This window comes from Spirillospora sp. NPDC048823 (assembly GCF_043198445.1).
Lineage (GTDB): Bacteria > Actinomycetota > Actinomycetes > Streptosporangiales > Streptosporangiaceae > Spirillospora.
Map to the genome: position 1 here is coordinate 104,548 of NZ_JBICUT010000003.1, position 24,662 is coordinate 129,209.

A 24,662-nucleotide genomic window follows, 5' to 3' on the forward strand; every position below is an offset into this window, starting at 1 on the left:
GGAACCACGATGGAAGCGTTCACCACCTACACCGGCCGCGCGGTCCCGCTGCGCCGCAGCAACGTCGACACCGACCAGATCATCCCGGCCGTCTGGCTGAAGCAGGTCAGCCGCACCGGCTTCGAGAAGGGCCTGTTCTCCGGCTGGCGCGAGGACCCGGAGTTCGTCCTGAACCAGCCGCGGTACGACGGCGCGGGCATCCTGGTCGCCGGGCCCGACTTCGGCACCGGCTCGTCCCGCGAGCACGCCGTCTGGGCGCTGCAGCAGTACGGCTTCCGCGTCGTCATCGCGCCGCGCTTCGGCGACATTTTCCGCAACAACTCCACCAAGATGGGGCTGCTGCCCGTCATCCTCACCGGCGAGCAGGTCGAGGACCTCCAGGGCCGCATCGAGAAGGACCCGACCCTGGAGATCACCGTCGACCTGGAGAACCGCGAAGTCCGCTGGGACGGCCGGACCGCCTCGTTCGAGATCGACGACTACACCCGCTGGCGGCTCATGGAGGGCCTGGACGACATCGGCCTCACCCTCCGCCACGCCGACGCCATCAACGACTTCGAGTCGGACCGCACCCCCTGGCTGCCGGTGACGCTGTAGCGCGTCTCGAGGCCCGGCTCGCCGTCCGCGGACGGCGAGCCGGGCCTTTTGTGCCCCCGGGTGGACGGTCGTGGGTGGCGGCGGGGGAGAATTCCCTTGGTGCGCATACCCGTCCGACCTTTGGGGGCATGAAATTGAGCGCGGTCCCGTGGAGTGGACCCGAGTGGGACGACCCTGCGTTGACCCTGCTCGCGCGGCAGTTGCGTGACGCTCACCGGGCCGTCGCGCCGCTGCCCCCCGAGGACCGGCAGCGGCTCATCCGGCACCTGCTGGCGATCACCGATCTGGCGAAACGGGACGCCGGACTGGCCGCCCGCAGGCTGGAGACGTTCCTCGCCGATTTCCAAGAGACGCCCGACGTCGGTTAGCGTGCGCAGTGGCCGGATCCGGTCCGGTCACCCGGCGAGACAGGGGCGAGTGCGACAAAAACGCCAGCGACACGCCAACTCGTGCGTGCAGGTGATTGTGTCCATGCTGAGGGTCCCTTAGTTTCGTTCGGGCAAGGGGGGAACTAGAGGAGTAACCCATGAACAAGCGTGAGCTGGTCGACGCGATCTCTGACCGGCTGGGCAGCAAGAAGGCCGCAGCCGAGGCCGTCGACGCCATCCTGGAGGCGATCCAGACCGCGGTCGCCAAGGGCGACAAGGTCGCGATCACCGGGTTCGGTTCGTTCGAGAAGGCCGACCGGCCTGCCCGTACGGCCCGGAACCCGGCAACGGGCAAGACCATCGAGGTTCCCGCGACGTCCGTTCCGAAATTCAAGGCCGGCGCGGACTTCAAGAACCTGGTGGCCGGAAAGAAGTAGCCGCATCGCACCAGCGCCCGGGACCGTGCCAAGACGGTCCCGGGCGCTGGTGTGCGCGAGGCCTCAGGGCGACGGCAGCGGAAACGTCGACAGGGTCACCACGGTGATCCGGTCGCCGTCCATCGCGAGGTTGACCCGCTGCCCGAGCCGCAGCAGCCGCAGCCCGCCCGCCGTGAACGCCTCCCCGTCGAACGGCAGTTCCGTCCCGTCATCGAGCAGCACGCTCCCGGACCGGGTCGAAGCGTCGAAATCCTTCACCGTCCCCTGCATATCCGAACTCTAGCCTCGGCGGACGGCTCAGCCCCGCATCAACGGGGACCATCGCGATCGCGTGCGAAGCCAGGTTCGAGCTTGCGAGAACCTGATCGCGCAGCGAGCCGCTAGGCGAGTCGAAGCGATGCTAGCGATCGCAGGCGTTGGCCTCGGCATCCGGCGCCCCCAGGCGACGGATGCCGAGGGCGGCGCCAATGGACGCAGTGCGAGGGCCGGTGCCCAGGGCGAGGGCGGCGCGGAGGTCGTCGGGGGTGTCGACGTCGCGGCGGACGCTGTCGGTGCCGGGCAGGAGGAGCTCGCGGGCGCCGCGGGCGCGGTGGGCGGCGCGGGAGTCGGCGCCGAAGGCGGGCGAGAACGGGACGCCGGGGCGGGCGGTGTACAGGGTGGTGCCGATGCCGGCGGCGTCCGGGACGAACGCCTCGGGCGCCCGGCCGGCGGCGTCGAGGACGCGCGCAAGTTCAAGAGGTCGCAAAGCGGGCAAATCGGCTGACAGTGCGCCAATGCCGCTGCCGGGGGCGAGTGCGCGGCCGCGGCCCGCGCCGTGGACGAGAGCCGGGTTCAGCCCGGCGTCCGGCACGTCGGGCACCACCAGGGCGCCGAGGGCGGCCAGATCGGCGGCCGGGAGAGGATCGTCGGTGACAACGATCACAGTGCGAACCCGGTCGCAGCGCAGCGCCGCGGCGACCGTGTCGGTCGCCACCGCGAGCGCGAGCGACTCGCGATGCCGGCCCGCCGCCGCGGACATGCGGGTCTTGGCCCGCGCCAGCACCTTCACCGGTACGACGAGCGACCACTGGGAGAACTCTGCGGTAGACATGGCGACTCGACACTATGCGCACGCACCCGCGACACTTGGGCACACCCCGCGTTCGTTCGGGGATGGGACACCCCGCGTTCGCCTGGGGGACGGAGTGAGGAGGAGGCGGGCATGAGCCACGGGTATTCGCCCGGGTGGCGGAAGCTCACGATCGTCATCCTGCGCCCGCTGCTTTGCGGGCTGGTCAAGCGTGACTGGCGCGGCCGGGGCAACGTGCCGGGGGAGGGCGGCGTCATCATCGCCGCGAACCACATCTCCGAGGCCGATCCCCTCGCCCTCGCCCACTTCGTGTACGAGTCGGGCCGCTATCCCGTGTACCTGGCGAAGTCGACGCTCTTCGACGTGCGCTTCGTCCGCAACGTGCTGCGCGGCACCGGCCAGATCCCGGTGTACCGCGACAGCGCCGACGCGGCCGAGGTCCTGAAGGACGCCGAGAAGGCTCTGGTGGACGGCGAGTGCCTGATGTTCTATCCGGAGGGCAGCTGCACCCGCGACCCCGAGCTGTGGCCGATGACCGGGCAGACCGGGGTGGCGCGGATGGCGCTGAAGACGGGCGCCGAGGTCGTCCCGGTGGCGACCTGGGGGGCGCACGAGCTGATGCCGTACAAGAAGGGCGAGCAGAAGGGGCTCGCGGGGAGCCTGAAGCGGGGCCTGCACCCGCTCCCGCGCAAGACGATGAGGGTGGTCGCGGGGCCGCCCGTCGACCTGTCGGAGTACGCGGGGCTGCCGCTCACCAAGGAGACGCTGCGGGCCGCCACCGACGACATCATGGCGGCGATCAGCGGGCTGCTCGGCGAACTGCGCGGCCAGGAGCCGCCCAAGGAACGCTACGACCACCACAAGGTGCTGGAGGAGCGGCGAAGGGCGGCCGCCGAGGCGTTCAGGCCCCCGCTGCCCGAGACGGCGCGGCCGGGCACCGGCGACCCGAAGGCGGCCGGCTCGTGACATTGCGCACCGCGGTGATGGGGGCCGGGTCCTGGGGGACGACGTTCACCAAGCTGCTGAACGACGCGGGCGGCGAGGTCGTCCTGTGGGGGCGGCGCCCCGAGGTCGTCGAGGCGGTCAACGAGAGGCACGAGAACCCCGACTACCTGCCCGGCGTCACGCTGCCCGAGGGGGTCCGCGCGACCCTCGACCCGGCGGAGGCCCTGGCGGGCGCGGACTTCGTGGCGCTGGCCGTCCCGGCGCAGACCCTCCGGCAGAACCTCGGCGCCTGGGTGCCGCTCCTGCCGCCGGACGCGGTCCTCGTCAGCCTGATGAAGGGCGTCGAGATCGGCACGTCGCGGCGGATGTCGGAGGTCATCGGCGAGGTCGCGAACGTCCCCGCGGAGCGGGTCGGGGTGTTCTGCGGCCCGAACCTGGCCCGCGAGGTCGCGGGCGGGGAACCCGGTGCGGCGGTCGCGGCCTGCGCGGACGAGGGCGCCGCGCTGCGCCTCCAGGCCGCCACGATGACGCCGTACTTCCGGGTCTACACCTCCACCGACGTCGTCGGCTGCGAGCTGGGCGGCGCGGTGAAGAACATCGTCGCGCTGTGCGTGGGCATGGCCGTCGGGCTGGGGTTCGGCGCCAGCACGCAGGCGCTGCTGATGACCCGCGGCCTCGCCGAGATCGCCCGGCTGGGCGCGGCGCTGGGCGCGGACGAGCACACCTTCGCCGGGCTCGCCGGGATGGGCGACCTCGTCGGGACGTGCATGTCGCCGCTGTCGCGCAACCGGACGTTCGGCGAGAACCTCGGCCGCGGCATGACGCTGGAGCAGGTCATCGCCGTCACCAAGCAGACCGCCGAGGGCGTCAAGTCGTCGGAGGCGGTGATGGAGCTGGCCGGCAAGCACAACGTGGAGATGCCGATCACGGAGGCGGTCACCGCCGTCCTGCACCACGGCATGCCGATCAAGGAGGCGGCCATCTCGCTGATCTCCCGTTCCCCCAAGCCCGAGCGGTACGGGCTGTGACGGCCGCGCCGGCGGGATCGCCGCGCCCGGATCGCTCGTGGCCGACCCGGGCTGATCACCGATAGGGTCGGACGTCATGTCCCAGGTTTCAAAGATCCGCGTGGCCGTCGTCTTCGGCGGACGCAGCTCCGAGCACGCGATCTCCTGCGTCACCGCGGGGGCCGTGATGGCCGCGATCGACCGGGACCGGTACGACGTGGTGCCGATCGGCATCGCCCGCGACGGGCGCTGGGTGCTGGCGCCCGGAGACCTGCGGCTCTCGATCGAGGACGGCCGGCTGCCGGAGGTGACCGGGAGCGGCGGCGTCCTCGCGCTGCCGTTCGACCCCGACGGCCGCGGCCTGATGGTCGTCCGGCCGGGGCAGATCCCGGAGACGCTCGGCGACGTCGACGTGGTGCTTCCGCTGCTGCACGGCCCCTTCGGGGAGGACGGCACCATCCAGGGGCTGCTGGACCTCGCCGGCATCCGCTATGTCGGCGCTGGGGTGCTGGCCAGCGCCGTCGGCATGGACAAGGGGTTCATGAAGCTCGTCTGGCAGGCGCGCGGCCTGCCCGTCGGCCCGTACGTCCTGGTCGGCGACCGGGAGTGGCGGCGCGAACGCAAAGGCAAGATCGACGAGATCAAGGAGCTGGGCCTCGCGGACGGCACACCGGTCTTCGTCAAGCCGGCCCGGGCCGGGTCGAGCATGGGCATCACCCGCGTCACCGACGAGGCCGGCCTGGAGGCCGCGGTCGAGGCGGCCCGCGAGCACGACCCGAAGGTCATCGTGGAGGCCGCGGTCGAGGGCCGCGAGATCGAGTGCGGCGTCCTGCAGGGCATGGACGACGGCCCGGCCGAGGCGAGCCTGCCCGCCGAGGTGCTGATGGCGGGCGAGCACGACTTCTACGACTTCGAGACCAAGTACCTCGACGGGGCCACCAGCATGGCGATCCCGCCGGGGCTGCCGGCCGCGCAGATCGAGGAGGTCCGCCGCATCGCCGTGCAGGCGTTCGACGCCCTCGACTGCGAGGGCCTCGCCCGCGTCGACTTCTTCCACACGCCGGACGGCCGCTGGATCCTCAACGAGATCAACACCATGCCGGGCTTCACCCCGGCATCGGCGTTCCCGCAGATGTGGGCGGCGACCGGGCTGGACTACCCGGCGCTGGTCGACCGGCTCATCCAGACCGCCGTCAAGCGTTCCACCGACCTGCGTTGACCCTCCCGCTGCGCTGACCGCCTGCAGGACTAGCCGAACGGCAGCCAGGCGGTGTTCTTCAGCGTGGCCGCGTCGGTGGCGCGGGCGCCTCGGCCGGAGAACGTCCAGAGGGTGCCGCCGACGATGAGCGAACGGCGGATGCCGGTGCCGCGGTACCCGCCGGGATGCCGGACGGTTCCCGCCTTGGTGATGGACGAGCCGGTCACCTTGAGGGCCAAGGCCCCGTTGCCTTCGTCGCTCCGGCCGTTCACCGGGATGACGGTGAGGCCGGAATCCGGCCAGTACAGGAAGGCGTGCGGTTCGAACTCCGACTGCGACCTCGCCCCGGGGAGCTTGTAGTCGCTGATCCGGCGGGGTTCGCCGGAGACGTCGAACAGGGAGACCTGGAGGCCGTTCGTGCGCCCGGTGAGGTCGGCGTCCTGCCCGACGCCGAGGAGTTTCCCGTCCCTGGTGGGATGCAGGTAGGCGGAATAGCCGGTGATCTTGAGTTCGCCGGTGAGGCGGGGGCGGCGCGGGTCCTTCAGGTCGAGCACGTACAGCGGGTCGGTCTGCCGGAACGTCACGACGTAGCCGGTCGTGCCGATGAACCGGACGGAGTGGATCCGCTCGCCCTTGCCGAGGCCGTCGATGCGTCCGACCTGGTCGAGGCTTGAGCCGTCCTGTGCGAGGACGTACACCGAACTCTGCGACGGCTTCTCCGCACGGGCGAACCGGCCGGTGGTCGTGGCCAGGCGCAGTCTTCCGTCGTGTTCCGACATGGAGTACTGGTTCAGCAGGGAGCCCGTGACCGAACCCGACGCCGCATAGCGGGGACGTCCTGTTCCGCTGACGTCGAACTTGTACACGTCGGTGCGCACCTCGGCGGGGCGCCTCTCGCGCGGCTTCGGCATGAACGGCCTCGGGGGAGTGCCGGTCACGTACAGGCTCTTCCCGTTGCCGTAGACGGTCGTGCCACCGGCGGTGACGCCGATCGCCTGCGGGTCGCCGAGGCCCTTGGACAGATCGAACGTCAGCACGCTCACCATGCTCGAACCCGCGTACGAGGACGGCCGGCTGACCTGGTCGCAGGGCGTCCGGTACCTCTTCGCCGGGCCGCCGTCGCCGTCGTCCACCTGGAAGGCGGGGAGCCAGGCGTCGAGCGGCGCCTTGTTCACGGCACGGCGGTTGGCGTCGGTGGCCGCCTTCCCGCCGTCGCCGCCCGGGAAGCGGATGTCGGGCTCGGACTTCAACACGACCCGGACCGTCGAGCCGCTCTGCCGGGCGTCCAGGTAGTCCGCGTCGGTCGTCATGGTCCCGACGACCTTCGGGGCGCCGGAGACGTCGACGAGCGTCAGGCGCGTCGTCGGCCTCGGCGGCGCCGGTGGCCTGGGTGAGGCGGCTCCTCCGCCGGGGATCGCCCGGCGCTCGAACGGGATCATCGGTGTCTGCTCGTCCAGGACGAGGACGCGGTCGCCGCTGAGCAGCAACCGCCCGTCGCCGCGGCCGCCGGAGCCGGGCAGATCCAGGGTGTGCGTGATCTCGCGGGCCGCGGGGTCGATGACGGTGAGTTCGCCGCCGGCGAGCGTCACGATCCTGCGGCCGTCGGTCTTGACGAGGTCGGGTTCGTCCGCGGCCCGCTCATGGGCGTTCGTGGTGGAATGCCGCGGCGGCCGCCCCGGGGCCGCCTCGGCCGCCTGCGGGCCCTTCCGCAGCGCCATGCCGTCCTCTGGCAGACCCCGCAGCGCGGGCGCGTCGCTCAGCCCGAACGGGCCGACCCGGTCCGCCGTCGCCTGACGCAGCTCTTTGTGCAGGGCCGCACACCCGTCGTAGGCGACGAGCCGAACCGGCGGTGCCTGCCCCGGCCGGTCGGAGCCTCCGGAGGAACCGGAGCATCCCGCCGACCCGGCCAGGATCAGCACCGTCGCAGCCGACGTTGTGACACGACCCAGCATTGACCTTGGACGCTCGCACCGGACCCGGGGTTCCCGGTACTCGGGCCTAGTCCGACTTCTCCCTGCGCGCGCGCTTCTCGTGCTTGGCGATGAGGCCGTCGATCTGGACGCTCAGCCTGGACCCGAGCGGCCAGCCGACGTAGTGCGTCAGGAAGATGCCGATCTCGCGCAGCTCGTCCGGCGACAGCTCGCCGTTGGCCAGTGCCGCCGGGATCTGGATGTCGAGGACGTCGTTGAGCCCCTGACCGGCCAGGACGCCGATGAGGAGCATCCGCCGGTCGCGCATGCTCAGCCCGGGACGCGTCCAGATGTCGCCGAAGAGATGGTCGACGGTGATTCCGAAGAAGTCACCGGGCGCGTCCCCGATCTCCCACCCGTAGACCTGGCGCATCATTTCCAGGCCGCGCTCGCGCCGCCCGTCCGCGTTCGTGGCGGGGGGCCGGCCCCCGGCGTCCTCCGGTTCGTTTCCATCAGTCATCGGTTCCTCCCGCCGGGTCTTCCGTCAGGCCCAGGCCCGTGCCGAAGCGTTCGAGGGCGAGGCGGGCGAACGGGGTGTCCACGTCCAGCTCGCCGGCCAGTTCCAGGGCGAGGGTCAGGTCCTTCTCGCCGAGGTCCCGGGTGTGGCACAGGATGTCGTAGAGGTCGTCGTCCGGTTTCATCGGCGCGGTCGTCGGCCGCAGCATGATCGAGCCGGCGCCGCCGGTGATCGCGTCGGTGTGCCGGACGACCCGCCCCAGCTTCCGCAGCGACACCCCCGACGCCTCCGCGAGCCGCTGCGCCTCCGCCGCCGCGGTGAACGACACGAAGTGCAGCAGGTTGCGGGCCAGCTTCGTGCGCGTGCCCGCGCCGACCGGGCCCATGTGCAGGACGAGGTCGGCCCACGCGCCGAACGGCTCCCTGCAGCGCTCGAACGCCTCGTCCGTCCCGCCGACCATGACGGCGAGGCTGCCCGCGCTCGCCCCCATGAAGCCGCCGCTGACCGGCGCGTCCACGACATCGATCTCGTACCGGCGCGCCTTCTCGGCCAGGTCCTCCGCCGTCCCGGCGCGGATCGTCGAGTGGATCGCGAGGACGGTCCCGGGACGGGCGCTGGCGATGACCTCCTCGCCCACCTCCATCACCTGCGCGTCGTCCCGGACCATGATCGATACCAGCTCGGCGTGCGCGGCCACCTCGGCGACGCTCTTCGCCGCCCGCGCACCCGCCTTCACCAGCGGGGCGACGGCCTCCGCGCGGGTGTCGAAGACGATCAGGCCCCGGCCGGTGAGATGCCGCGCCATCGGCGCGCCCATCTGCCCGAGCCCGACGAACCCGGCGCTCAGCGCTTCGCTCATGCCCGGAACACCTCGCCGCCGTCGACGTTGATGATCTGCCCGGTGACCCAGGCCGCCTCGTCCGACAGCAGGAACAGGCACATCCCGACGAGGTCCTCGGGCGTGCCCATCCGCTTCAGCGCCATCTTGTCCCTGACGATCTTCTGGGACATGTTGCCCGGGACGACCGTGCGGTTGGCCTCGGTGTCGATCGGGCCGGGCGCGATGGCGTTCACCCTGATGTTCATGCTGCCCAGCTCATGCGCGAGCTGCTGGGTGAGCCCGTTGACCCCGACCTTGGCGAGCCCGTAGAAGCCGGAGTACTGCCAAGCGGCCGTCGACGACTGATTGACGATCGAGCCGCCGCCGCGTGCCTGCATGTGGGGATAGCAGGCGCGCGCGCACAGCAACGCGCCGTCCATGTTCACGGACATGAACTTCTTGTAGTAGTCCCAGTCGACGGTGAAGAGGAAGTCCAGCTTCATCGACCCGAAGATGGCGGCGTTGTTGACGAGATGGTCGATGCCGCCGAACCGCTCCACGGCCGTCGCCGCCATCGCCTCGGCCGATGCCGGGTCGGACACGTCCGTCCGCACGAACACGCCCTTGATGTCGTCGGCGACGGCCTGCCCGCGCTCGTCCACGTCGGCGACGACCACGGACGCGCCCTCGGAGGCCAGCGCCCGCGCGTAAGCCTCCCCGATGCCCTGCGCGGCCCCGGTGACCACCGCGACCCTGCCCTCGAACCTCATGTCGTGCCCTCCGCGATCGCCTTGGTCTCCAGGTACTCCTCGAACCCGGCCACGCCCATCTCGCGGCCGATCCCGGACTGCTTGTAGCCGCCGAACGGGACGTCCGCGCTGTACCAGACGCCGCCGTTCACGCTGACCGTCCCGGTGCGCAGCCGCGCCGCGACCGCCCGCGCCCGCTCGGCGTCGCCGCCGTGCACCGCGCCCGACAGCCCGTACGGCGAGTCGTTGGCGATGCGGACCGCGTCGTCGTCGCCGTCGTGCGGCATGATCACCAGCACGGGGCCGAAGATCTCCTCACGTGCCGTGCGGGAGTCGTTCGCGAGCCCGGTGATGAGGGTCGGCTCGATCCAGAAGCCCTTGTCCCGGCCCGCCGGGCGGCCACCGCCGCAGGCGAACGATCCGCCCTCCTTCACGGCCAGATCCAGGTACCCCTCGATGCGGTCGCGCTGCTTCGCCGAGATCACGGGACCGCAGATCGTCCGGTCGTCGCCGGGGTCGCCGGCGCCGAGCTTCGCCAGCGTCCGGGCCGTGATCCGCACGGCCTCGTCGTAGTCCTTGCGGGGCACGAGGATCCTGGTCGTGATCGCGCAGCCCTGCCCGGCGTGGGCGATCCCGGAGAACGCCGCGTACGAGCAGGCGGCCTTGAGGTCGGCGTCGTCCAGAACGATGAACGCCGACTTGCCGCCGAGCTCCAGGAAGACGCGCTTGAGCGTGCCGGCCGCGCTCGCCATGACGTTCCGCCCGGTCTCCGTCGACCCGGTGAACGTCACCAGGTCGACGCGCGGGTCCCGGACGAGCTGGGCGCCCAGCCCGTGGTCGGACGAGGTGACCACGTTGACGACGCCGGCGGGGATGTCGGTCTCCGCCGCGATGATCTCGCCGAGGACCGCGGCGCACCACGGCGTGTCCGGAGCCGGCTTCAGCACCACCGTGTTCCCCGCCGCCAGCGCCGGGCCCAGCTTCGCCAGGTTGATCTGGTGCGGGAAGTTCCACGGGGTGATCGCCCCGACGACGCCCGCGGCCTCCCGGCGGATCCGCCGGTTGCTGGGCATCCCCATCGGCTCGGCCCGGCCGAGGTCGCGTTCCCACTCGTAGGACTCGGCGAGCCCGGCGAACCAGCCCAGATCGTCCACGGGCGTGTCGAGCTGGCCCCCGAACGTCAGGAACCTCGGCGCGCCCACCTCCTTGATCGTCAGTTCGCGCAGCTCGTCGGAGCGCCGCTGCATCGCCTCGCGGAGCTGGCGCAGGCAGCGGACGCGGAACGCGGCGTCCGCCGCCCACGATGTCTCGTCGAACGCGCGGCGGGCGGCCCCGATCGCGCGGTCCATGTCGGCCTGGGTGCCGTCGGCGGCGGTGCCGAGCACCTCCTCGGTGGCGGGATCAATGGTCTCGAAGGCGCCGCCTCCTGCGCTCGGGGTCAGCCGCCCGTCCAGCAGAAGCAAGCGATCGGTTGTTCTGGACACGTGTCCAGACTACCGTTCAGGGCGGGGCCGGACGCAAGACCGAACCGGTGAATTCGGCCGGAGATCAGGAATCGGCGCGATTCGCCAGGAAGATCTCCAGAGTCCGGTCGGACGGCTCGCCGCCGGGCGGATCCTCGTCCGGGGACGGGACGAGATAGCCGCCGACCCACGCGCGGAGCATCAGCAGCGCACGGAGGCGGGCGTCGCCGGGGGCGAAGCCCAGCTCGTCCAGGCATCCGGTGATGTGACCGAGCAGGGCCCGGTCGGCGAGCCGGACCGCCTCGTCCGCCTCGGGGGAGTGCTGGGCCCACAACCGCATCGCCCGGTCGATCGGCGCGACCTCGCGGCCGAGCGCATGAATGCGCCGGAGCCGTTCGAGCGGATCGGGGGTGCTGCCGAGGGCGCGGGCCAGCATCTCGTCGGTGCGCTCATGCGCCCAGCGGTCCAGCAGCGCGCGCATCAGCGCGGCCCGGTCCTTGAAATGCCAGTAGAAGCTGCCCTTGGTGACGCCCAGCCGCGCGGCGAGCGCGTTGATCCCGACGCCGCGCTCGCCGGACCGCGCGAGATCCCGGTAGGCGGCCTCGATCCAGTCCCGCCGGGTGACCGTCGCGCGGCTCCCGGTGTCCTCACGGGTCGCCACGTCACACCAGGGTCATCGGATCGGGGTCCATCCCCAGCACGGTCCTGCCGTACAGGGCGTACGTCGCGTCGGCGTCGAAGACCACATGCGACGAGATCGTGTTCACGTCCCGCTGCGCGCGCTGGAACGGCGAGTCGGTGAACTGGACGCTGGCGCCGCCGAACGCGCACAGCTCGTTCACGACCGTCCGGGCGACGCCGGCCACATGCGCGGCCACCAGCCGGGACCGGGCGCGCTCGGCCATCCCGAAGCGGCCGCCCGACTCGTAGGTCTCCATCACCCGGCGCACCGCGTCCTCCAGCAGGAGCCGGGCGGCGGCGAGGTCCGCGGTGGCCTTGGCCAGCCGGATCTGGCCGCTCATCAGATCGCGCTGCTTCACGCCGGTGTACGCCATCACGCGCCCCTGCATCCGCTCGGCGTACCGGGCGAGGACGCCCTCGGCGACGCCCAGCACGGGCGCGGCCCCGGTGAGCGCGAACACCGGGACGAGCGGAATGCGGTAGATCGCCCCGTCGTGGATCCGCGACCCGGGCGCCCTGCCCTCCACGAGGTCGGCCAGCGGCGCCGACCGGTGCGCCGGGACGAACCGGTCCTTGATCTCGATGTCGTTGCTGCCGGTGCCGCGCATCCCGCTCGTGTGCCACACGTCGTGGACCTCCGCGTCCTCGCGCGGCAGCAGGAACAGCCTCGGCTCGATCGACTCGTCCACGGTGACCAGCGCCATGACCATCACGTGGTCGGCGTGCATCACCCCGCTGCCCCACGACCAGCGCCCGGTGACGCGGTGGCCGCCGTCGACGGCCTCGGCGGTCCCGTTCGGCGCCAGCGTGCACGGCACCAGCGCGTACGGGCGGTCCGCCCAGACCTCTCGCTGCGCCTCCTCCGGAAGCAGGGCGATCATCCAGTTGTGCAGCGTGTAGATGACGCTCAGCCAGCCGGTCGAGGCGTCGCCCGCCCCGATCTCGCGGCAGGCCGCGACCATCGCCTCGAACCCGAGTTCGCCGCCGCCGAATCGCTTCGGCACCAGCATCTCGAACAGGCCGGTCCCGGCCAGGTCGGCGATGCTCTCGTCGGGCAGCCGCCGCGCCTCCTCCGCCGCGCGGGCCCGCTCGTTCAGCACCGGTGCAAGCTCCCGCGCACGGCGGACGATGTCAGCTCCATACTCCATGGTACGGAGACCATACTCGTAAGTATGTGCTGACGGAAGGCCCTGGGCGATCACGATGGCCGGACTGATCAGATGGGCCGGACCGTTCAGATGTGCCGGACCGACCAGATGGCGGGACCGACCAGGTGGCCGGACCGACCAGAATGGCCGGACCGGTCAGAAATCGAGAAGCGCCGGTCACCGAGCCGTCCCTAGCCTGACCTAGCCTGATTGCCCTGCACGACAGATGGAGACACGATGAGCACGGACACGGGGAGCATGGACACGGGGAGCACGGACACCGGGACGGGCGGCCGGCCGCCTGAGCCGCACGCTGCCGACAGCCACGATCTGATCCGCGTGCACGGCGCGCGGGAGAACAACCTCAAGGACGTCAGCATCGAGATCCCGAAACGCCGGCTGACGGTGTTCACCGGAGTGTCGGGTTCGGGGAAGAGTTCGCTGGTGTTCAGCACGATCGCCGCGGAGTCGCAGCGGATGATCAATGAGACCTACAGCACGTTCGTGCAGGGGTTCATGCCGACGCTCGCGCGGCCCGACGTCGATGTCCTGGACGGTCTGACGACGGCGATCATCGTCGATCAGCAGCGGATGGGGGCCGATCCCCGCTCCACGGTCGGGACCGCCACCGACGCCAACGCGATGCTGCGGATCCTGTTCAGCCGCCTGGGGCGGCCGCATATCGGCTCGCCCAAGGCGTTCTCGTTCAACGTCGCGTCGATCAGCGGAGCGGGTGCGGTCACGTTCGACCGCGGCGGCAAGAAGACGAAGGAGCGGCGCGAGTTCAGCATCACCGGTGGCATGTGCCCGCGCTGCGAGGGCCGGGGCCAGGTCACCGACATCGACCTCACCCAGCTCTACGACGACACCAAGTCGATCTCCGAGGGCGCGTTCACCATCCCCGGCTGGAAGTCGGACAGCTTCTGGACGGTGCGGGTCTATGCCGAGTCCGGCTTCGTCGACCCGGACAAGCCGATCAGCAAGTTCACCAAGAAGGAGCTCGACGACTTCCTGTACAAGGAGCCGGTCAAGGTCAAGGTGGAGGGCGTCAACCTCACCTACGAGGGGCTGATCCCCAAGATCCAGAAGTCGATCCTGTCCAAGGACCGGGAGGCGATGCAGCCGCATATCCGGGCGTTCGTGGACCGGGCGGTGACCTTCACCGGCTGCCCCGAGTGCGGCGGCACCCGGCTCACCGAGGCGGCCCGCTCCTCGAAGATCGGCGGGGTGAGCATCGCCGACGCGTGCGCGATGCAGATCAGCGATCTGGCCGAGTGGGTGCGGGGGCTGGACGAGCCGTCGGTGGCGCCGCTGCTGACGATGCTGCTGCGCACGCTGGAGTCGTTCGTGGAGATCGGGCTGGGCTACCTGTCTCTGGAGCGGCCGGCGGGCACGCTGTCGGGCGGTGAGGCGCAGCGCGTCAAGATGATCCGCCACCTGGGGTCGTCGCTCACCGACGTCACCTACGTGTTCGACGAGCCCACCATCGGCCTGCACCCCCACGACATCCAGCGGATGAACAAGCTGCTGCTGCGGTTGCGGGACAAGGGCAACACGGTGCTGGTGGTGGAGCACAAGCCGGAGACGATCCAGATCGCCGACCACGTCGTGGACCTGGGCCCCGGCGCCGGCACCGCCGGCGGCACCGTGTGCTTCGAGGGAACCGTGGACGGGCTGCGGGACGGCGGCACCGTCACCGGCCGGCACCTGGGCGACCGCGCCGCACTCAAGGACACCGTCCGCAAGTCTTCCGGGACGCTGGAGATCCGGGGTGCGGACGCCAACAACCTGCGCGACGTCGACGTGGACGTCCCGCTGGGGGTGCTGTGCGTCGTCACCGGCGTGGCCGGGTCGGGCAAGAGCTCCCTGATCCACGGGTCGATCCCCGCGGGGGCGGGTGTCGTGTCGATCGATCAGGGCGCGATCCGCGGGTCGCGGCGCAGCAACCCGGCCACCTACACCGGGCTGCTGGACCCGATCCGCAAGGCGTTCGCCAAGGCCAACGGGGTCAAGCCGGGCCTGTTCTCGGCCAATTCCGAGGGTGCGTGCCCGGCGTGCAACGGCGCGGGGGTGATCTACACCGATCTGGCGATGATGGCCGGGGTGGCCACCACCTGCGAGGAGTGCGAGGGCAAGCGGTTCCAGGCGGCGGTGCTGGAGTACCGCTTCGGCGGCCGGGACATCAGTGAGGTCCTGGCGATGTCGGTGGCCCAGGCCGAAGAGTTCTTCGGCTCCGGGGAGGCGCGCACGCCGGCCGCGCACAAGATCCTGGACCGGCTCGCCGATGTGGGGCTGGGGTATCTGAGCCTGGGGCAGCCGCTGACGACGTTGTCGGGCGGCGAGCGGCAGCGGCTCAAGCTGGCGACGCACATGGGCGACAAGGGCGGGGTGTACGTGCTGGACGAGCCGACCACCGGGCTGCACCTGGCCGATGTCGAGCAGCTGCTCGGGCTGCTGGACCGGCTGGTGGACTCGGGCAAGTCGGTCATCGTCATCGAGCATCACCAGGCGGTGATGGCGCACGCCGACTGGATCATCGACCTGGGCCCCGGAGCCGGCCACGACGGCGGCCGGATCGTCTTCCAGGGCCCCCCGGCCGACCTGGTCGCCGCCCGCTCCACCCTCACCGGCCGGCACCTCGCGGACTACATCGCCACCTGATTCACCGCCGCCAGGGCCTGGGCCGTCTCGTTCCGCAGAGCCGTGGCCTCCTCCAGGGAGGACTGATCGAGGAGTGAGGTCCGGGCGGCGAGGAGCGGTGCCGCCGGGAGGGCCGCGATGCGCTCGGCCAGGGCGACGGCGGCGGTCAGGGCTTCGCCGGGTCCGGTGAGCGTCGTGACGATTCCCCAGTCCAGCGCCTCCCCGGCCGGCACCCGGCGGGCCGTGAGGAGGACGTCGAGGGCGCGGGACCGGCCGATGAGGCGGGGGAGGCGCACCGTGGCGCCGTCCATCGAGGGGAGGCCGCGCTCGAAGTTGAGCAGGCCGAACTCGGCGGTCTCGGACGCGACGCGGATGTCGCACCAGAGGGCCAGTTCGAAGCCGCCGCCGAAGCAGTAGCCCTCGATCGCCGCGATCACCGGCTTGGACGAGCGGGTGTGCGTCACCGCCATCGGCGGCGGGCCGCCCGCGGTGGGTGCGGGGAAGTCGCCGGCGGCCATCGCCTTCAGGTCGTTGCCCGCGCAGAACGTGCCGGCGGCCCCGGTGACGACCGCGACGCGTGCCCCGTCGTCCCGCTCGAACTCGGTGAAGGCGCCGGCGAGGGCGGCGGCGGTCGGGCCGTCGACGGCGTTGCGGCGGTCCGGGCGGTCGAGCGTGATGATCCGGACCTGGTCCCGGTCTTCGGTTCTGACGGTCATGGACGGCTCCCATCTAGATCGATCGTCATATTAGATAGATCGATCTAGTGATGCAACGGGCTAGGGTGACGGCATGACGCGGGATACTCGAACCCGGCTGCTTGAGGCCAGCGCGCAGCTCTTCCGCGAGCAGGGGTACGCGGGGACCGGGCTGAAGCAGATCACGGCGGCCGGAGGGGCGCCGTGGGGATCGCTGTACCACTTCTTCCCCGGCGGGAAGGAGCAGCTGGGCGCCGAGGCCGTCACGCATTCAGGCAACCGGTACCTGAAGCTGTTCGACCTCGTGTTCGCGGGAGCCGACGGGGATCTGGTGGATTCGGTGCGCGACTTCTTTCGGCTGAGCGCGGACGCGCTTCGCAAGTCGGACTGGGCCGACGGCTGCCCGATCGCGACGGTGGCCCTGGAGGTCGCCAGCACGAGCGAGCCGCTGCGGCACGCCTGCGCGGAGGTGTTCGCGTCCTGGGAGGCGGCCGCCGCCCGGCGGCTGGCCGGGGCCGGTATCCCGGAGGCGCGCGCCGCCGAGCTGGCGACGTACGTTCTCAGCGCCTTCGAGGGCGCGCTCGTGCTCAGCCGGACGGCGCACGACGTCCGTCCGCTCAACGTCACCGCGGACGTGGTGGCCGGGACGCTTCGCGCCGAACTGCCCTGAGATGCGGCTTCGGCGCATCACGGTCGCGCCGGTCGCGCTCGCGGTCCTGCTGTCCCTCGGCGGGCCCGGCTGATCACAATCGCGCGGTCATGGGCCGGGCGGCGTCCGGATGTGCCAGGCTTGTGGGGCCTGGCCCCGCCCTGAGGAGAACATCCCGTGTCACAGCCCGACCTGCCGGAACGCATCGGCCGGTACCGGATCGTGGATCGCCTCGGCGAGGGCGGGATGGGCACGGTGTACGCGGGGCTGGACGGCGCCGGACGCAAGGTCGCCATCAAGGTGATCAGGCGCGAGTACGCCGCCGACCGGCAGTACCGGGCGCGGTTCCAGGCCGAGGTGGCGGCGGCGCAGCGGGTCCGGCCGTTCTGCACCGCGCCGGTCCTGGACGCCGACCCCGCCGCCGAGCCGCCCTACCTGGTGACCGAGTTCGTCAACGGGCCGAGCCTCGACGCCGCCGTGGCCAAGGACGGCCCGCTCCGGGGCGCCGACCTGGAGGCCGTCGCGGTCGGCATCGCGACCGCGCTGACCGCCATCCACGACGCCGGCGTCGTCCACCGCGACCTGAAGCCCGCCAACGTGCTGCTGTCGACGTTCGGGCCGCGCGTCATCGACTTCGGCATCGCCCGCTCCCTGGACGGGACGAGGCTCACCGCGACCGGCGGCATCGTCGGGACGCCCGCGTTCATGGCGCCCGAGCAGCTGTACGGACGGGGCGCGACCGCGGCGTCCGACGTGTTCGCCTGGGGCGCGACCGTTGCGTTCGCGGCGCGCGGCGGGCCGTGCTTCGGCGGCGACTCGATTCCGGCGATCATCCACCAGATCGTCAGCGGCGAGCCGGATCTCGGCGGACTCGGCGGCTCGCTCCTCGGCGCCGTCCGCGCGGCACTCGCCAAGGACCCGGAGCGGCGTCCGTCCGCCCAGGCCCTGCTGGACGGGCTCATCTCCAGCGGCGTGCGGCCGGAGCGCGCGCAGGCGCCGTCCAGGCCACCCGCGCAGCAGACCCAGGCGCCCGCCCCGCAGCGGACCCAGGCGCCCGCCGCGCAGCACACCCCGGCCCCGGCGCTCGCCGCGGGGGAGGCGGAGGCGCTGGTCGAGCGGCAGTACCGGCAGGCGGCCCAGGCCGGAGACCCGGCCGCCATGCGCAACCTCGCGGTGCTCCTCAACGGGCAGGGCCGCACCGCCGAAGCGGAGACCTGGAACCGGTACGCCGACGCGATCGCCGCACGTCCCGCCGCGTACCGGCAGCCCACGGGCTACAACTCCTACGACAACGCCTACAGCGCCCCCACGGCGCCGCCGCACGGGTATCCGCACGCCAAGCCGCCCATGAACAGCCTCGCGATCTACGCGATCTCGATGGGCGCGGTCGGTCTGATCACCTGCGGCCTTCCGTCCATCCCGGCGATCGTCGCCGGGCATATGGCCTGGGCGCGGGTCCGCCGCTCGGGCGAACGCGGGATGGGTCTCGCCGTCACCGGGATCGCGCTCGGCTGGATCATGGTCGCGTTCTGGGCCCTGATCGCCTTCGGCGCGGCACTGCCGGAAGAGCAGTGACCGGCGCGGAAAACACGTTGTGCCGGCTCTCCGGATGATGGCACCGTAGACGACGTCAGCCCGTCCAAGACGGTGACACGAGACCTTGGGAGGAGGACCGGCCATGGCTCTGGAGCAGTATCGACCACGACTTCCCTCGGCGTCACACGCCCGCCCCGGCCGGTATCCCGTCTCCCGGTAGACCCCTCCCGGCCCCGGAGCAGCCGCGAGTGACGCCACCTCGCGAAGATCCTCGCGGCTCTACTCCAACAGGCAGAGAGGCCACTCTCAGGAAGTGGACGTTCCGGGTTCGAATCCCGGGAGCCGCACGCATGCCTCCGTAGTCCAACGGCAGAGACGGCAGCATGAGGTGCTGTGCGATGGGGGTTCGAATCCCTCCGGAGGTACGACGCGGGCCCGTCCTCGAACGGTGCCCGCGCAGGGGGCGGCGCCGACGTCCGGAGAGTCGGGCCTGGCTGTAACCCAGGTGCCTCGCGCTGAGTGGGTTCGAATCCCACCCGCCCCACCGTTGCGATCGGCTCGTTGCTGAACTAATGTCTGGACACGTGTCCGGTAATGAGCAGCTGACGACCGAGCCCACCCGCCGCCGCCTCACCGAGCGGCAGGCCGACACGGTGCGGCGGCTGACCGACGCCGCCGTGGTGGAGGTCGGCGAGACCGGCTACGAGGGGCTGACCGTCCGCAACGTGGCCAAGCGCGCCGGGGTCGCGCCCGCGACCGCCTACACCTACTTCGCGTCCAAGAACCACCTGATCACCGAGGTGTTCTGGCGCAGGCTCAGCGCGCTGCCGCCGGTGGAGGCCGACGGCACGCTGCACGAGCGCGTGGAGGAGGTGCTGCGCGAGATCGCACTGCTGGTCTCGGACGAGCCGGAACTGGCCGCGGCGTGCACCACCGCCCTGCTCGGCACCGACCCCGACGTCCGGGAACTGCGGATGCGGATCGGCGTCGCCATCCGCGAGCGCCTCCAGGCCGCGCTGCGCGACCACGACGACCCCAAGATCCTCGGCGCGCTGGAGCTGGCCTACACCGGCGCGCTCGTGTACGCGGGCATGGGCTACACGTCCTATGCCCGCATGGCCGACCGGCTCGCCGAGATGGCGGAGCTCATCCTGCCCGACCCCCCCGAGTGAGGTGACGGCCGTGGACCCTGCCGCGCAGGTCTTCTACAGCCCCTTCGACTACGCCGTCCACGAGGACCCGTACCCCTTCTACACGCGGCTCCGCGACGAGGCGCCGCTCTACCGCAACGACGAGCTCGGCTTCTGGGCGCTGTCGCGGCACGCCGACGTCTCCGCGGCGTTCCGCGACCACGCGACGTACTCCAACGCCAACGGCGTCTCGCTGGAACCGAGCGCATGGGGGCCGCAGGCGCACCGGACGATGTCGTTCCTGGCCCTCGACCCGCCGCGCCACACCCGGATGCGGGCGCTGGTGTCCAAGGGCTTCACGCCCAGGCGGGTGAAGGAGATGGAGGACGACATCCGGGCGCTGGCCCGGCGCCACCTGGAACCCGCCCTGGACAAGCGCGAGTTCGACTTCGTGTCCGACTTCGCCGGGCTGCTGCCCATGGACGTCATCTCCGAGATGATGGGCGTCCCCGAGGCCGACCGGGTCGAGGTGCGGCGGCTCGCCGACCTCGTCGTCCACCGGGAGGAGGGCCTCAACGACGTCCCGCAGGCCGGGATGGAGGCGGCGCTCACGCTCGTCGGCTACTACCAGGACATGGTCGCCGAGCGCAGGCGCAGCCCGTCGGACGACCTGACGTCGGCGCTGCTGGACGCCGAGATCGACGGGGACCGGCTGGACGACAGAGAGATCATCGCGTTCCTGTTCCTGATGGTGGTCGCCGGCAACGAGACCACGACCAAGCTGCTCGCCAACGCGCTGTACTGGGGGGCGCTGAATCCCGGGCAGGCCGCCAAGCCCCTGGGCGACCCGGCCCGGGTGGACGACTGGGTGGAGGAGACGCTCCGCTACGACACGTCCAGCCAGATGCTCGCGAGGACGGTCACCCGGGACGTCGAGCTGCACGGGCGGCGGGTCCCCGAGGGCGACCGGCTGCTCCTGCTGGTGGGGTCGGCCAACCGCGACCCGAGGGTCTTCGAGGAGGCCGACGCCTACGACCTCGATCGCGACACCTCGCAGCTCGTCAGCTTCGGCGGCGGCCGGCACTTCTGCCTGGGCGCCAACCTGGCCCGGCTGGAGGCGCGGATCGCGCTGGGCGAACTGGTGCGGCACGTCTCGTCCTACGAGGTCGACCATGCGGGTGCCGAGCGGGTGCACTCGGTGAACGTGCGCGGCTTCGCGGCCCTGCCGGTGCGGGTGGAGGTGCGGTAGAGATGCCCCGGTTCGATCCACATCCCGAGCGGCGTCCGGTCGTGGTGGCGGGCGCGTCCTCCGGGATCGGCGCGGCCACCGCGGCGGCGCTGGCGATGGCCGGGCATCCGGTCGCGCTCGGCGCGCGGCGCGCCGACAAGTGCGAGGAGCTGGCCGCCACCATCCGGGCCGGCGGGGGAGAGGCGCTCGCGCATCCCCTCGACGTCGGCGACTCCGACTCCGTCAAGGCGTTCGCGGCGGCGGCCGCCGACGCGCTCGGCCCGGTCGAGGTCGTCGTCTCCGGCGCCGGCGACCTGGCCGCCGGACGCCTCCACGAGCTCGACACCGCCGAGTTCCTCGCGCAGGTGCAGGTCCACCTCGTCGGCGCGCACCGTCTCGTGTCGCACTTCGTCCCGCAGATGGTGGCGCGGCGGCGCGGCGACATCGTGTTCATCTCCTCGGACACCGTGCCCGCTCCGCGCTCCTGGACCGGCGCCTACGTCGCGGCGAAGAACGGCGTGGAGGGCATGGCCCGCACCATGCAGATGGAGCTGGAGGGGACGGGTGTGCGGGCGTCCGTCGTCCGCCCCGGACCCACCGCGACCGGCATGGGCATGACCTGGGACGCCGACACGACCGGCGCCGTGCTGGAGGACTGGGTGAAGTGGGGCCACGCCCGCCATCCGTACTTCCTGCGCCCGTCCGACGTCGCCGCTGTCGTCGCCGCCGTCGTCGCGACCCCGCGCGGCGCCCATCTCCGCCTCGTCGAAGTACAACCCGAAGCCCCCCTGGAGGATTCATGACCGCTTTGGTGGAGCCGCGCGTGGTGTCGGGTGGGCCCGACCACCTGGAGGAGCTCCGCTCCGACCCGATCGGGCTGATGCAGCGCGTCCGGGACGAGTGCGGCGACGTCGGCGAGTTCCGGCTCGCGGGGCGGCGCGTGGTGCTGCTGTCCGGCGCCGAGGCCAACGAGTTCTTCTTCCGCGCCCCCGACGAGGAACTGGACCAGGCCGAGGCGTACCCGTTCATGACCCCGATCTTCGGGGAGGGCGTGGTGTTCGACGCCACCCCCGAACAGCGCCGCGAGGCCCTGCACAACCAGGCGCTCAAGGGCTCGTTCATGAAGGGACACGCCGCCACGATCTCCGCCGAGGTCGACCGGATGGTCGCCGGCTGGGGCGACGAGGGCGAGATCGACCTGCTCGACTTCTTCGCCGAGCTGACGATCTACACCTCGTCCGCGTGCCTGATCGGGCGCAAGTTCCGCGAGCAGCTCGACCGGCGGTTCGCCGACCTCTACCACGACCTCGAACGCGGCACCGACGCGCTCGCCTACGTCGACCCCTACGCCGACATCGAGAGCTTCCGGCGTCGCGACACCGCGCGGGCGGCGCTCGTCGCACTCGTCCAGGGGATCATGGACGGACGGCCGCCGAAGCCGCCCAAGGAGGACCGCGACCTGCTCGACGTCCTCATGTCCATCAAGGACGAGGACGGCACGCTCAAGTTCGACGCCGACCAGGTCACCGGCATGTTCATCTCCATGATGTTCGCCGGGCACCACACCACGTCCGGCACCGCCGCGTGGACGCTGATCGAGATGCTGCGCAACCCGGGCGTGCTGGACGGCGTCGTCCGCGAGCTGGACGAGCTGTACGAGGACGGCCGCGAGGTGTCGTTCCAGGCGCTGCGCGCCATCCCGTACCTGGAGTCGACGATCAAGGAGGCGCTGCGGCTGCACCCGCCGCTGATCCTGCTGCTGCGCGTCGCGCAGTCCGACCAGGAGGTGTGCGGCCACAGCATCCCGGCGGGCACGATGGTCGGCTGCAGCCTCGCCGTCTCCAACCGGATCGAGACCGACTTCCCCGACCCCGGCGCGTTCCAGCCCGAACGCTACGTCGCGCCCCGCGAGGAGGACCTCCTCAACCGGTGGACGTGGGTCCCGTTCGGCGCGGGCCGGCACCGCTGCGTCGGGGCGAACTTCGCGATGATGCAGCTCAAGGCGATCTTCTCGGTGCTGCTGCGGGACTGGGAGTTCGAACCCGCCCAGCCGCCCGAGACCTACCGCAACGACCACTCGAAGATGGTCGTCCAGCTCGCCCAGCCGTGCGCCGTCCGCTACCGCAGGAGGCGCCGGTGAGGGTCGAAGCCGACCTGGACCTGTGCCAGGGGCACGCCATGTGCGAGATGGAGGCCCCGGACGTCTTCGAGGTCCCGCCCAAAGGCAAGGTCCGGATCCTGGACGCCGAACCGCCCGAGGACATGCGCGCCGAAGTGAAGGCCGCCGTCCGCTACTGCCCCACTCAGGCCCTCAGACTGCTGGAGACGTGATGCCCTCGTTCCCCCGTGAAGAACTCGACGCGATGGTGGAGTACTGGCTGGAGGCCAACCTGCGCTGCGAGGAGGCCGGCGACTGGCGCCCCCTCGCCGACCTCTACACCGAGGACGCCACCTACGGCTGGAACATCGGCCCGAGGCAGGACTTCATGGCCGTCGGCCGCGACGAGATCCGCAATCTGGCACTGGGCTCGGAGATGGGCGGCCTGGACGGCTGGACGTACCCGTACCAGAGCATCCTGGTCGACGAGGTCAAGGGCGAGGTCGTCGGCTTCTGGAAGCAGGTCGCCGACGCCAGGCGCCCGGACGGGTCGCCGTACGAGGTGCTCGGCATCGGCGGGTCCTGGTTCCGGTATGCCGGGAACCGGCAGTGGTCGTGGCAGCGCGACTGGTTCGACCTCGGCAACGTCACGTCGGTGTTCGTCGAGATGATGAAGGCGGACGTGCTGTCGGACGGGATGAAGCGGCGCCTCGACCGGGCCGCGGCCGGCGAGCCGATCCCCGGCTACTACGCGCGGGGGGAGAGCCCCGTCCCGATCTGGTGACCGACGCTCAGATCTGCCCCTCGGGCTTCTCCGGGATCGTCGCCTTGATCGACGGGCCGAGTTCGATGAGCACGTCCCCGGCGGGGTTGTACTTCGGCGGGACGGTGACCTCGACGTAGGCCTGCCGTGCGACCGCGGTGAAGGTCACCGGCCGGTCGACGGGGTATCCGAACCAGTCGATCCCGTTGATCGTCACCAGCGCCGACGCCGGCTGCAGCGCGGCGGGCCGCGGCACGCCGCAGCGCAGTGCGATCGCGGGTGAACCCCAGGCGGCGGTCAGCGAGGACTTCGGCGAGGTGTCGCGGCGCTGCTGCCCGTGCACCTTCTCGGGAAGCCGCAGCCCCTCGCACAGGCGCTGCGTGGCCGCGTCCGGCTGCGGCGCCGGGACCTGCACGGCCCCGTCGCCGCAGGCGGCGGCCACCAGCGCCACCCCCGCGAGCAGAGCGGTGCGGAGAAGCCGTCCACTTCTGGGGGGACGCCCCGCCAGGCCCCCCGGCAACCGCCGTCCACTTCTGGGGGGACGCCCCGCCAGGCCCCCCGGCAACCGCCGTCCACTTCTGGGGGGACGACCCCCCAGGCCCCCCGGCAACCGCCGTCCACTTCTGGGGGGACGACCCCCCAGGCCCCCCGGCAACCGCCGTTTAGATGTGAACAATCGGGCACGTGAGGGTGCGGGTGATTCCGTCCACCGCCTGGATCTGCGCGACGACGAGCTTGCCCAGCTCGTCGACATTGCGCGCCTCCGCTCGGACGATCACGTCGTACGGCCCCGTGACGTCCTCGGCCAGAGTGACGCCCGAAATACCGGAGATATGACCTGCCACGTCGGCCGCTTTGCCGACTTCGGTCTGGATGAGGATGTAGGCCTGCACCATCACGTCCTCCCCGGGCGGAGAATGAGCCGTCGGAGGGTTCACCGTATCGTGTTACGCGCCGCGGCGGGCGGCCGGGGGGAGGGCGTGCCGCGATCACGCCGTCCGGATGCAGAGGACA

The 24,662-nt window shown here is 71.6% G+C and carries 27 protein-coding genes and 3 tRNA genes; 18 read left to right on the forward strand and 12 right to left on the reverse strand.

The window, feature by feature from the left end; all coding sequences use genetic code 11:
* The first annotated feature begins 9 nt into the window (after positions 1-9).
* The 3 genes from leuD (at position 10) to ACGFK0_RS07960 (ending at position 1,402) form a co-directional block, all read left to right on the forward strand.
* Positions 10-597 (forward strand): 3-isopropylmalate dehydratase small subunit, encoded by a 588-nt coding sequence (leuD, locus tag ACGFK0_RS07950; RefSeq protein WP_392901671.1) that lies wholly within the window; start codon positions 10-12, stop codon positions 595-597.
* 128 nt (positions 598-725) lie between these two features.
* The gene (locus ACGFK0_RS07955; RefSeq protein ID WP_392901673.1) at positions 726-965 is read left to right on the forward strand and encodes a hypothetical protein; all 240 of its coding nucleotides are present in this window, start codon (positions 726-728) and stop codon (positions 963-965) included.
* Positions 966-1,123: 158 nt separating this feature from the next.
* Entirely contained in the window at positions 1,124-1,402 is a 279-nt protein-coding gene (locus tag ACGFK0_RS07960) for an HU family DNA-binding protein (RefSeq protein ID WP_026403810.1), read from the forward strand.
* 63 nt (positions 1,403-1,465) lie between these two features.
* Here the strand turns inward: ACGFK0_RS07960 and ACGFK0_RS07965 are convergent, their stop codons facing one another.
* Positions 1,466-1,672, reverse strand: a complete 207-nt coding sequence (locus tag ACGFK0_RS07965) for a cold-shock protein (RefSeq protein ID WP_392901675.1) — start codon at positions 1,670-1,672, stop codon at positions 1,466-1,468.
* 130 nt (positions 1,673-1,802) lie between these two features.
* Positions 1,803-2,492 carry a 2-phospho-L-lactate guanylyltransferase gene (cofC, locus tag ACGFK0_RS07970; protein WP_392901677.1) on the reverse strand — a complete coding sequence of 230 codons (690 nt, stop codon included), beginning with the start codon at positions 2,490-2,492 and terminating at the stop codon, positions 1,803-1,805.
* A gap of 111 nt (positions 2,493-2,603) precedes the next feature.
* Between cofC and ACGFK0_RS07975 the strand changes: the two genes are divergently transcribed.
* The 3 genes from ACGFK0_RS07975 to ACGFK0_RS07985 all read left to right on the forward strand — a co-directional run bounded on the left by ACGFK0_RS07975 (position 2,604) and on the right by ACGFK0_RS07985 (position 5,642).
* Positions 2,604-3,437, forward strand: coding sequence for a lysophospholipid acyltransferase family protein (locus tag ACGFK0_RS07975; protein ID WP_392901679.1), 834 nt, complete (start codon positions 2,604-2,606; stop codon positions 3,435-3,437).
* A 17-nt stretch (positions 3,438-3,454) separates the two neighbouring features.
* Entirely contained in the window at positions 3,455-4,444 is a 990-nt protein-coding gene (locus tag ACGFK0_RS07980) for an NAD(P)H-dependent glycerol-3-phosphate dehydrogenase (RefSeq protein WP_392902837.1), read from the forward strand.
* 76 nt (positions 4,445-4,520) lie between these two features.
* Entirely contained in the window at positions 4,521-5,642 is a 1,122-nt protein-coding gene (locus ACGFK0_RS07985; protein WP_392901681.1) for a D-alanine--D-alanine ligase family protein, read from the forward strand.
* Between the two features lie 29 nt (positions 5,643-5,671).
* On the opposite strand, the gene ACGFK0_RS07990 is transcribed toward ACGFK0_RS07985, so the two are convergent.
* The 7 genes from ACGFK0_RS07990 to ACGFK0_RS08020 all read right to left on the reverse strand — a co-directional run bounded on the left by ACGFK0_RS07990 (position 5,672) and on the right by ACGFK0_RS08020 (position 12,909).
* Positions 5,672-7,540, reverse strand: coding sequence for a beta-propeller domain-containing protein (locus ACGFK0_RS07990; RefSeq protein WP_392901683.1), 1,869 nt, complete (start codon positions 7,538-7,540; stop codon positions 5,672-5,674).
* A gap of 79 nt (positions 7,541-7,619) precedes the next feature.
* A complete protein-coding gene (locus ACGFK0_RS07995; RefSeq protein WP_392901685.1) occupies positions 7,620-8,051 on the reverse strand; it encodes a carboxymuconolactone decarboxylase family protein in 432 nt (143 codons plus the stop codon).
* Positions 8,044-8,907 carry an NAD(P)-dependent oxidoreductase gene (locus tag ACGFK0_RS08000; RefSeq protein ID WP_392901687.1) on the reverse strand — a complete coding sequence of 288 codons (864 nt, stop codon included), beginning with the start codon at positions 8,905-8,907 and terminating at the stop codon, positions 8,044-8,046. The genes ACGFK0_RS07995 and ACGFK0_RS08000 overlap by 8 nt, the downstream gene beginning before the upstream one ends.
* A complete protein-coding gene (locus tag ACGFK0_RS08005) occupies positions 8,904-9,638 on the reverse strand; it encodes an SDR family oxidoreductase (protein WP_392901689.1) in 735 nt (244 codons plus the stop codon). The genes ACGFK0_RS08000 and ACGFK0_RS08005 overlap by 4 nt, the downstream gene beginning before the upstream one ends.
* Positions 9,635-11,101 carry an aldehyde dehydrogenase gene (locus tag ACGFK0_RS08010; RefSeq protein WP_392901691.1) on the reverse strand — a complete coding sequence of 489 codons (1,467 nt, stop codon included), beginning with the start codon at positions 11,099-11,101 and terminating at the stop codon, positions 9,635-9,637. The genes ACGFK0_RS08005 and ACGFK0_RS08010 overlap by 4 nt, the downstream gene beginning before the upstream one ends.
* A gap of 64 nt (positions 11,102-11,165) precedes the next feature.
* Complete coding sequence (locus tag ACGFK0_RS08015) at positions 11,166-11,741, reverse strand: TetR/AcrR family transcriptional regulator (protein ID WP_392901693.1); 576 nt, start codon at positions 11,739-11,741, stop codon at positions 11,166-11,168.
* Position 11,742: 1 nt separating this feature from the next.
* On the reverse strand, positions 11,743-12,909 hold the full coding sequence (locus ACGFK0_RS08020) for an acyl-CoA dehydrogenase family protein (protein ID WP_392901695.1): 1,167 nt from the start codon (positions 12,907-12,909) through the stop codon (positions 11,743-11,745).
* Between the two features lie 258 nt (positions 12,910-13,167).
* On the opposite strand from ACGFK0_RS08020, the gene ACGFK0_RS08025 reads away from it, so the two are divergent.
* Positions 13,168-15,570, forward strand: coding sequence for an ATP-binding cassette domain-containing protein (locus tag ACGFK0_RS08025; RefSeq protein WP_392902839.1), 2,403 nt, complete (start codon positions 13,168-13,170; stop codon positions 15,568-15,570).
* On the opposite strand, the gene ACGFK0_RS08030 is transcribed toward ACGFK0_RS08025, so the two are convergent.
* Complete coding sequence (locus tag ACGFK0_RS08030; RefSeq protein WP_392901697.1) at positions 15,555-16,265, reverse strand: enoyl-CoA hydratase-related protein; 711 nt, start codon at positions 16,263-16,265, stop codon at positions 15,555-15,557. The two genes, ACGFK0_RS08025 and ACGFK0_RS08030, sit on opposite strands and share 16 nt — an antisense overlap.
* 73 nt (positions 16,266-16,338) lie before the next feature.
* Here ACGFK0_RS08030 and ACGFK0_RS08035 point away from each other — a divergent pair, with 73 nt between their 5' ends.
* From ACGFK0_RS08035 to ACGFK0_RS08085, 11 genes are all read left to right on the forward strand, one after another.
* Positions 16,339-16,914: a TetR/AcrR family transcriptional regulator gene (locus ACGFK0_RS08035; RefSeq protein ID WP_392901699.1), complete on the forward strand. Its 576-nt coding sequence runs from the start codon at positions 16,339-16,341 to the stop codon at positions 16,912-16,914.
* A 156-nt stretch (positions 16,915-17,070) separates the two neighbouring features.
* Positions 17,071-18,468, forward strand: a complete 1,398-nt coding sequence (locus ACGFK0_RS08040) for a protein kinase (RefSeq protein ID WP_392901701.1) — start codon at positions 17,071-17,073, stop codon at positions 18,466-18,468.
* 234 nt (positions 18,469-18,702) lie between these two features.
* Positions 18,703-18,776, forward strand: a tRNA-Leu gene (locus tag ACGFK0_RS08045).
* Between the two features lie 5 nt (positions 18,777-18,781).
* Positions 18,782-18,854, forward strand: a tRNA-Leu gene (locus ACGFK0_RS08050).
* A gap of 35 nt (positions 18,855-18,889) precedes the next feature.
* Positions 18,890-18,973, forward strand: a tRNA-Tyr gene (locus ACGFK0_RS08055).
* Between the two features lie 40 nt (positions 18,974-19,013).
* Positions 19,014-19,601 (forward strand): TetR/AcrR family transcriptional regulator, encoded by a 588-nt coding sequence (locus ACGFK0_RS08060; RefSeq protein ID WP_392901703.1) that lies wholly within the window; start codon positions 19,014-19,016, stop codon positions 19,599-19,601.
* Between the two features lie 10 nt (positions 19,602-19,611).
* The gene (locus ACGFK0_RS08065; protein ID WP_392901705.1) at positions 19,612-20,808 is read left to right on the forward strand and encodes a cytochrome P450; all 1,197 of its coding nucleotides are present in this window, start codon (positions 19,612-19,614) and stop codon (positions 20,806-20,808) included.
* 2 nt (positions 20,809-20,810) lie between these two features.
* On the forward strand, positions 20,811-21,590 hold the full coding sequence (locus tag ACGFK0_RS08070; RefSeq protein ID WP_392901707.1) for an SDR family oxidoreductase: 780 nt from the start codon (positions 20,811-20,813) through the stop codon (positions 21,588-21,590).
* A complete protein-coding gene (locus tag ACGFK0_RS08075; RefSeq protein WP_392901709.1) occupies positions 21,587-22,927 on the forward strand; it encodes a cytochrome P450 in 1,341 nt (446 codons plus the stop codon). Before ACGFK0_RS08070 ends, ACGFK0_RS08075 begins: the two co-directional genes overlap by 4 nt.
* Positions 22,924-23,118: a ferredoxin gene (locus tag ACGFK0_RS08080; protein ID WP_392901711.1), complete on the forward strand. Its 195-nt coding sequence runs from the start codon at positions 22,924-22,926 to the stop codon at positions 23,116-23,118. Before ACGFK0_RS08075 ends, ACGFK0_RS08080 begins: the two co-directional genes overlap by 4 nt.
* Positions 23,118-23,669: a nuclear transport factor 2 family protein gene (locus tag ACGFK0_RS08085; protein WP_392901713.1), complete on the forward strand. Its 552-nt coding sequence runs from the start codon at positions 23,118-23,120 to the stop codon at positions 23,667-23,669. Before ACGFK0_RS08080 ends, ACGFK0_RS08085 begins: the two co-directional genes overlap by 1 nt.
* A 7-nt stretch (positions 23,670-23,676) precedes the next feature.
* On the opposite strand, the gene ACGFK0_RS08090 is transcribed toward ACGFK0_RS08085, so the two are convergent.
* Both ACGFK0_RS08090 and ACGFK0_RS08095 read right to left on the reverse strand, forming a co-directional pair.
* The gene (locus tag ACGFK0_RS08090) at positions 23,677-24,402 is read right to left on the reverse strand and encodes a DUF3515 domain-containing protein (protein ID WP_392901715.1); all 726 of its coding nucleotides are present in this window, start codon (positions 24,400-24,402) and stop codon (positions 23,677-23,679) included.
* Entirely contained in the window at positions 24,311-24,544 is a 234-nt protein-coding gene (locus ACGFK0_RS08095; RefSeq protein ID WP_358451064.1) for an Lrp/AsnC ligand binding domain-containing protein, read from the reverse strand. Before ACGFK0_RS08095 ends, ACGFK0_RS08090 begins: the two co-directional genes overlap by 92 nt.
* Between the last annotated feature and the right edge of the window lie 118 nt (positions 24,545-24,662).

Bases quoted from the DNA above. Each gene is read 5' to 3' on its own strand.
- leuD (WP_392901671.1), top strand. From the start codon at position 10: ATGGAAGCGTTCACCACCTACACCGGCCGCGCGGTCCCGCTGCGCCGC.
- ACGFK0_RS07955 (WP_392901673.1), top strand. From the start codon at position 726: ATGAAATTGAGCGCGGTCCCGTGGAGTGGACCCGAGTGGGACGACCCT.
- ACGFK0_RS07960 (WP_026403810.1), top strand. From the start codon at position 1,124: ATGAACAAGCGTGAGCTGGTCGACGCGATCTCTGACCGGCTGGGCAGC.
- ACGFK0_RS07965 (WP_392901675.1), bottom strand. From the start codon at position 1,672: ATGCAGGGGACGGTGAAGGATTTCGACGCTTCGACCCGGTCCGGGAGC.
- cofC (WP_392901677.1), bottom strand. From the start codon at position 2,492: ATGTCTACCGCAGAGTTCTCCCAGTGGTCGCTCGTCGTACCGGTGAAG.
- ACGFK0_RS07975 (WP_392901679.1), top strand. From the start codon at position 2,604: ATGAGCCACGGGTATTCGCCCGGGTGGCGGAAGCTCACGATCGTCATC.
- ACGFK0_RS07980 (WP_392902837.1), top strand. From the start codon at position 3,455: ATGGGGGCCGGGTCCTGGGGGACGACGTTCACCAAGCTGCTGAACGAC.
- ACGFK0_RS07985 (WP_392901681.1), top strand. From the start codon at position 4,521: ATGTCCCAGGTTTCAAAGATCCGCGTGGCCGTCGTCTTCGGCGGACGC.
- ACGFK0_RS07995 (WP_392901685.1), bottom strand. From the start codon at position 8,051: ATGACTGATGGAAACGAACCGGAGGACGCCGGGGGCCGGCCCCCCGCC.
- ACGFK0_RS08000 (WP_392901687.1), bottom strand. From the start codon at position 8,907: ATGAGCGAAGCGCTGAGCGCCGGGTTCGTCGGGCTCGGGCAGATGGGC.
- ACGFK0_RS08005 (WP_392901689.1), bottom strand. From the start codon at position 9,638: ATGAGGTTCGAGGGCAGGGTCGCGGTGGTCACCGGGGCCGCGCAGGGC.
- ACGFK0_RS08020 (WP_392901695.1), bottom strand. From the start codon at position 12,909: ATGGAGTATGGAGCTGACATCGTCCGCCGTGCGCGGGAGCTTGCACCG.
- ACGFK0_RS08025 (WP_392902839.1), top strand. From the start codon at position 13,168: ATGGACACGGGGAGCACGGACACCGGGACGGGCGGCCGGCCGCCTGAG.
- ACGFK0_RS08030 (WP_392901697.1), bottom strand. From the start codon at position 16,265: ATGACCGTCAGAACCGAAGACCGGGACCAGGTCCGGATCATCACGCTC.
- ACGFK0_RS08035 (WP_392901699.1), top strand. From the start codon at position 16,339: ATGACGCGGGATACTCGAACCCGGCTGCTTGAGGCCAGCGCGCAGCTC.
- ACGFK0_RS08070 (WP_392901707.1), top strand. From the start codon at position 20,811: ATGCCCCGGTTCGATCCACATCCCGAGCGGCGTCCGGTCGTGGTGGCG.
- ACGFK0_RS08075 (WP_392901709.1), top strand. From the start codon at position 21,587: ATGACCGCTTTGGTGGAGCCGCGCGTGGTGTCGGGTGGGCCCGACCAC.
- ACGFK0_RS08085 (WP_392901713.1), top strand. From the start codon at position 23,118: ATGCCCTCGTTCCCCCGTGAAGAACTCGACGCGATGGTGGAGTACTGG.
- ACGFK0_RS08090 (WP_392901715.1), bottom strand. From the start codon at position 24,402: ATGTCGACGAGCTGGGCAAGCTCGTCGTCGCGCAGATCCAGGCGGTGG.
- ACGFK0_RS08095 (WP_358451064.1), bottom strand. From the start codon at position 24,544: ATGGTGCAGGCCTACATCCTCATCCAGACCGAAGTCGGCAAAGCGGCC.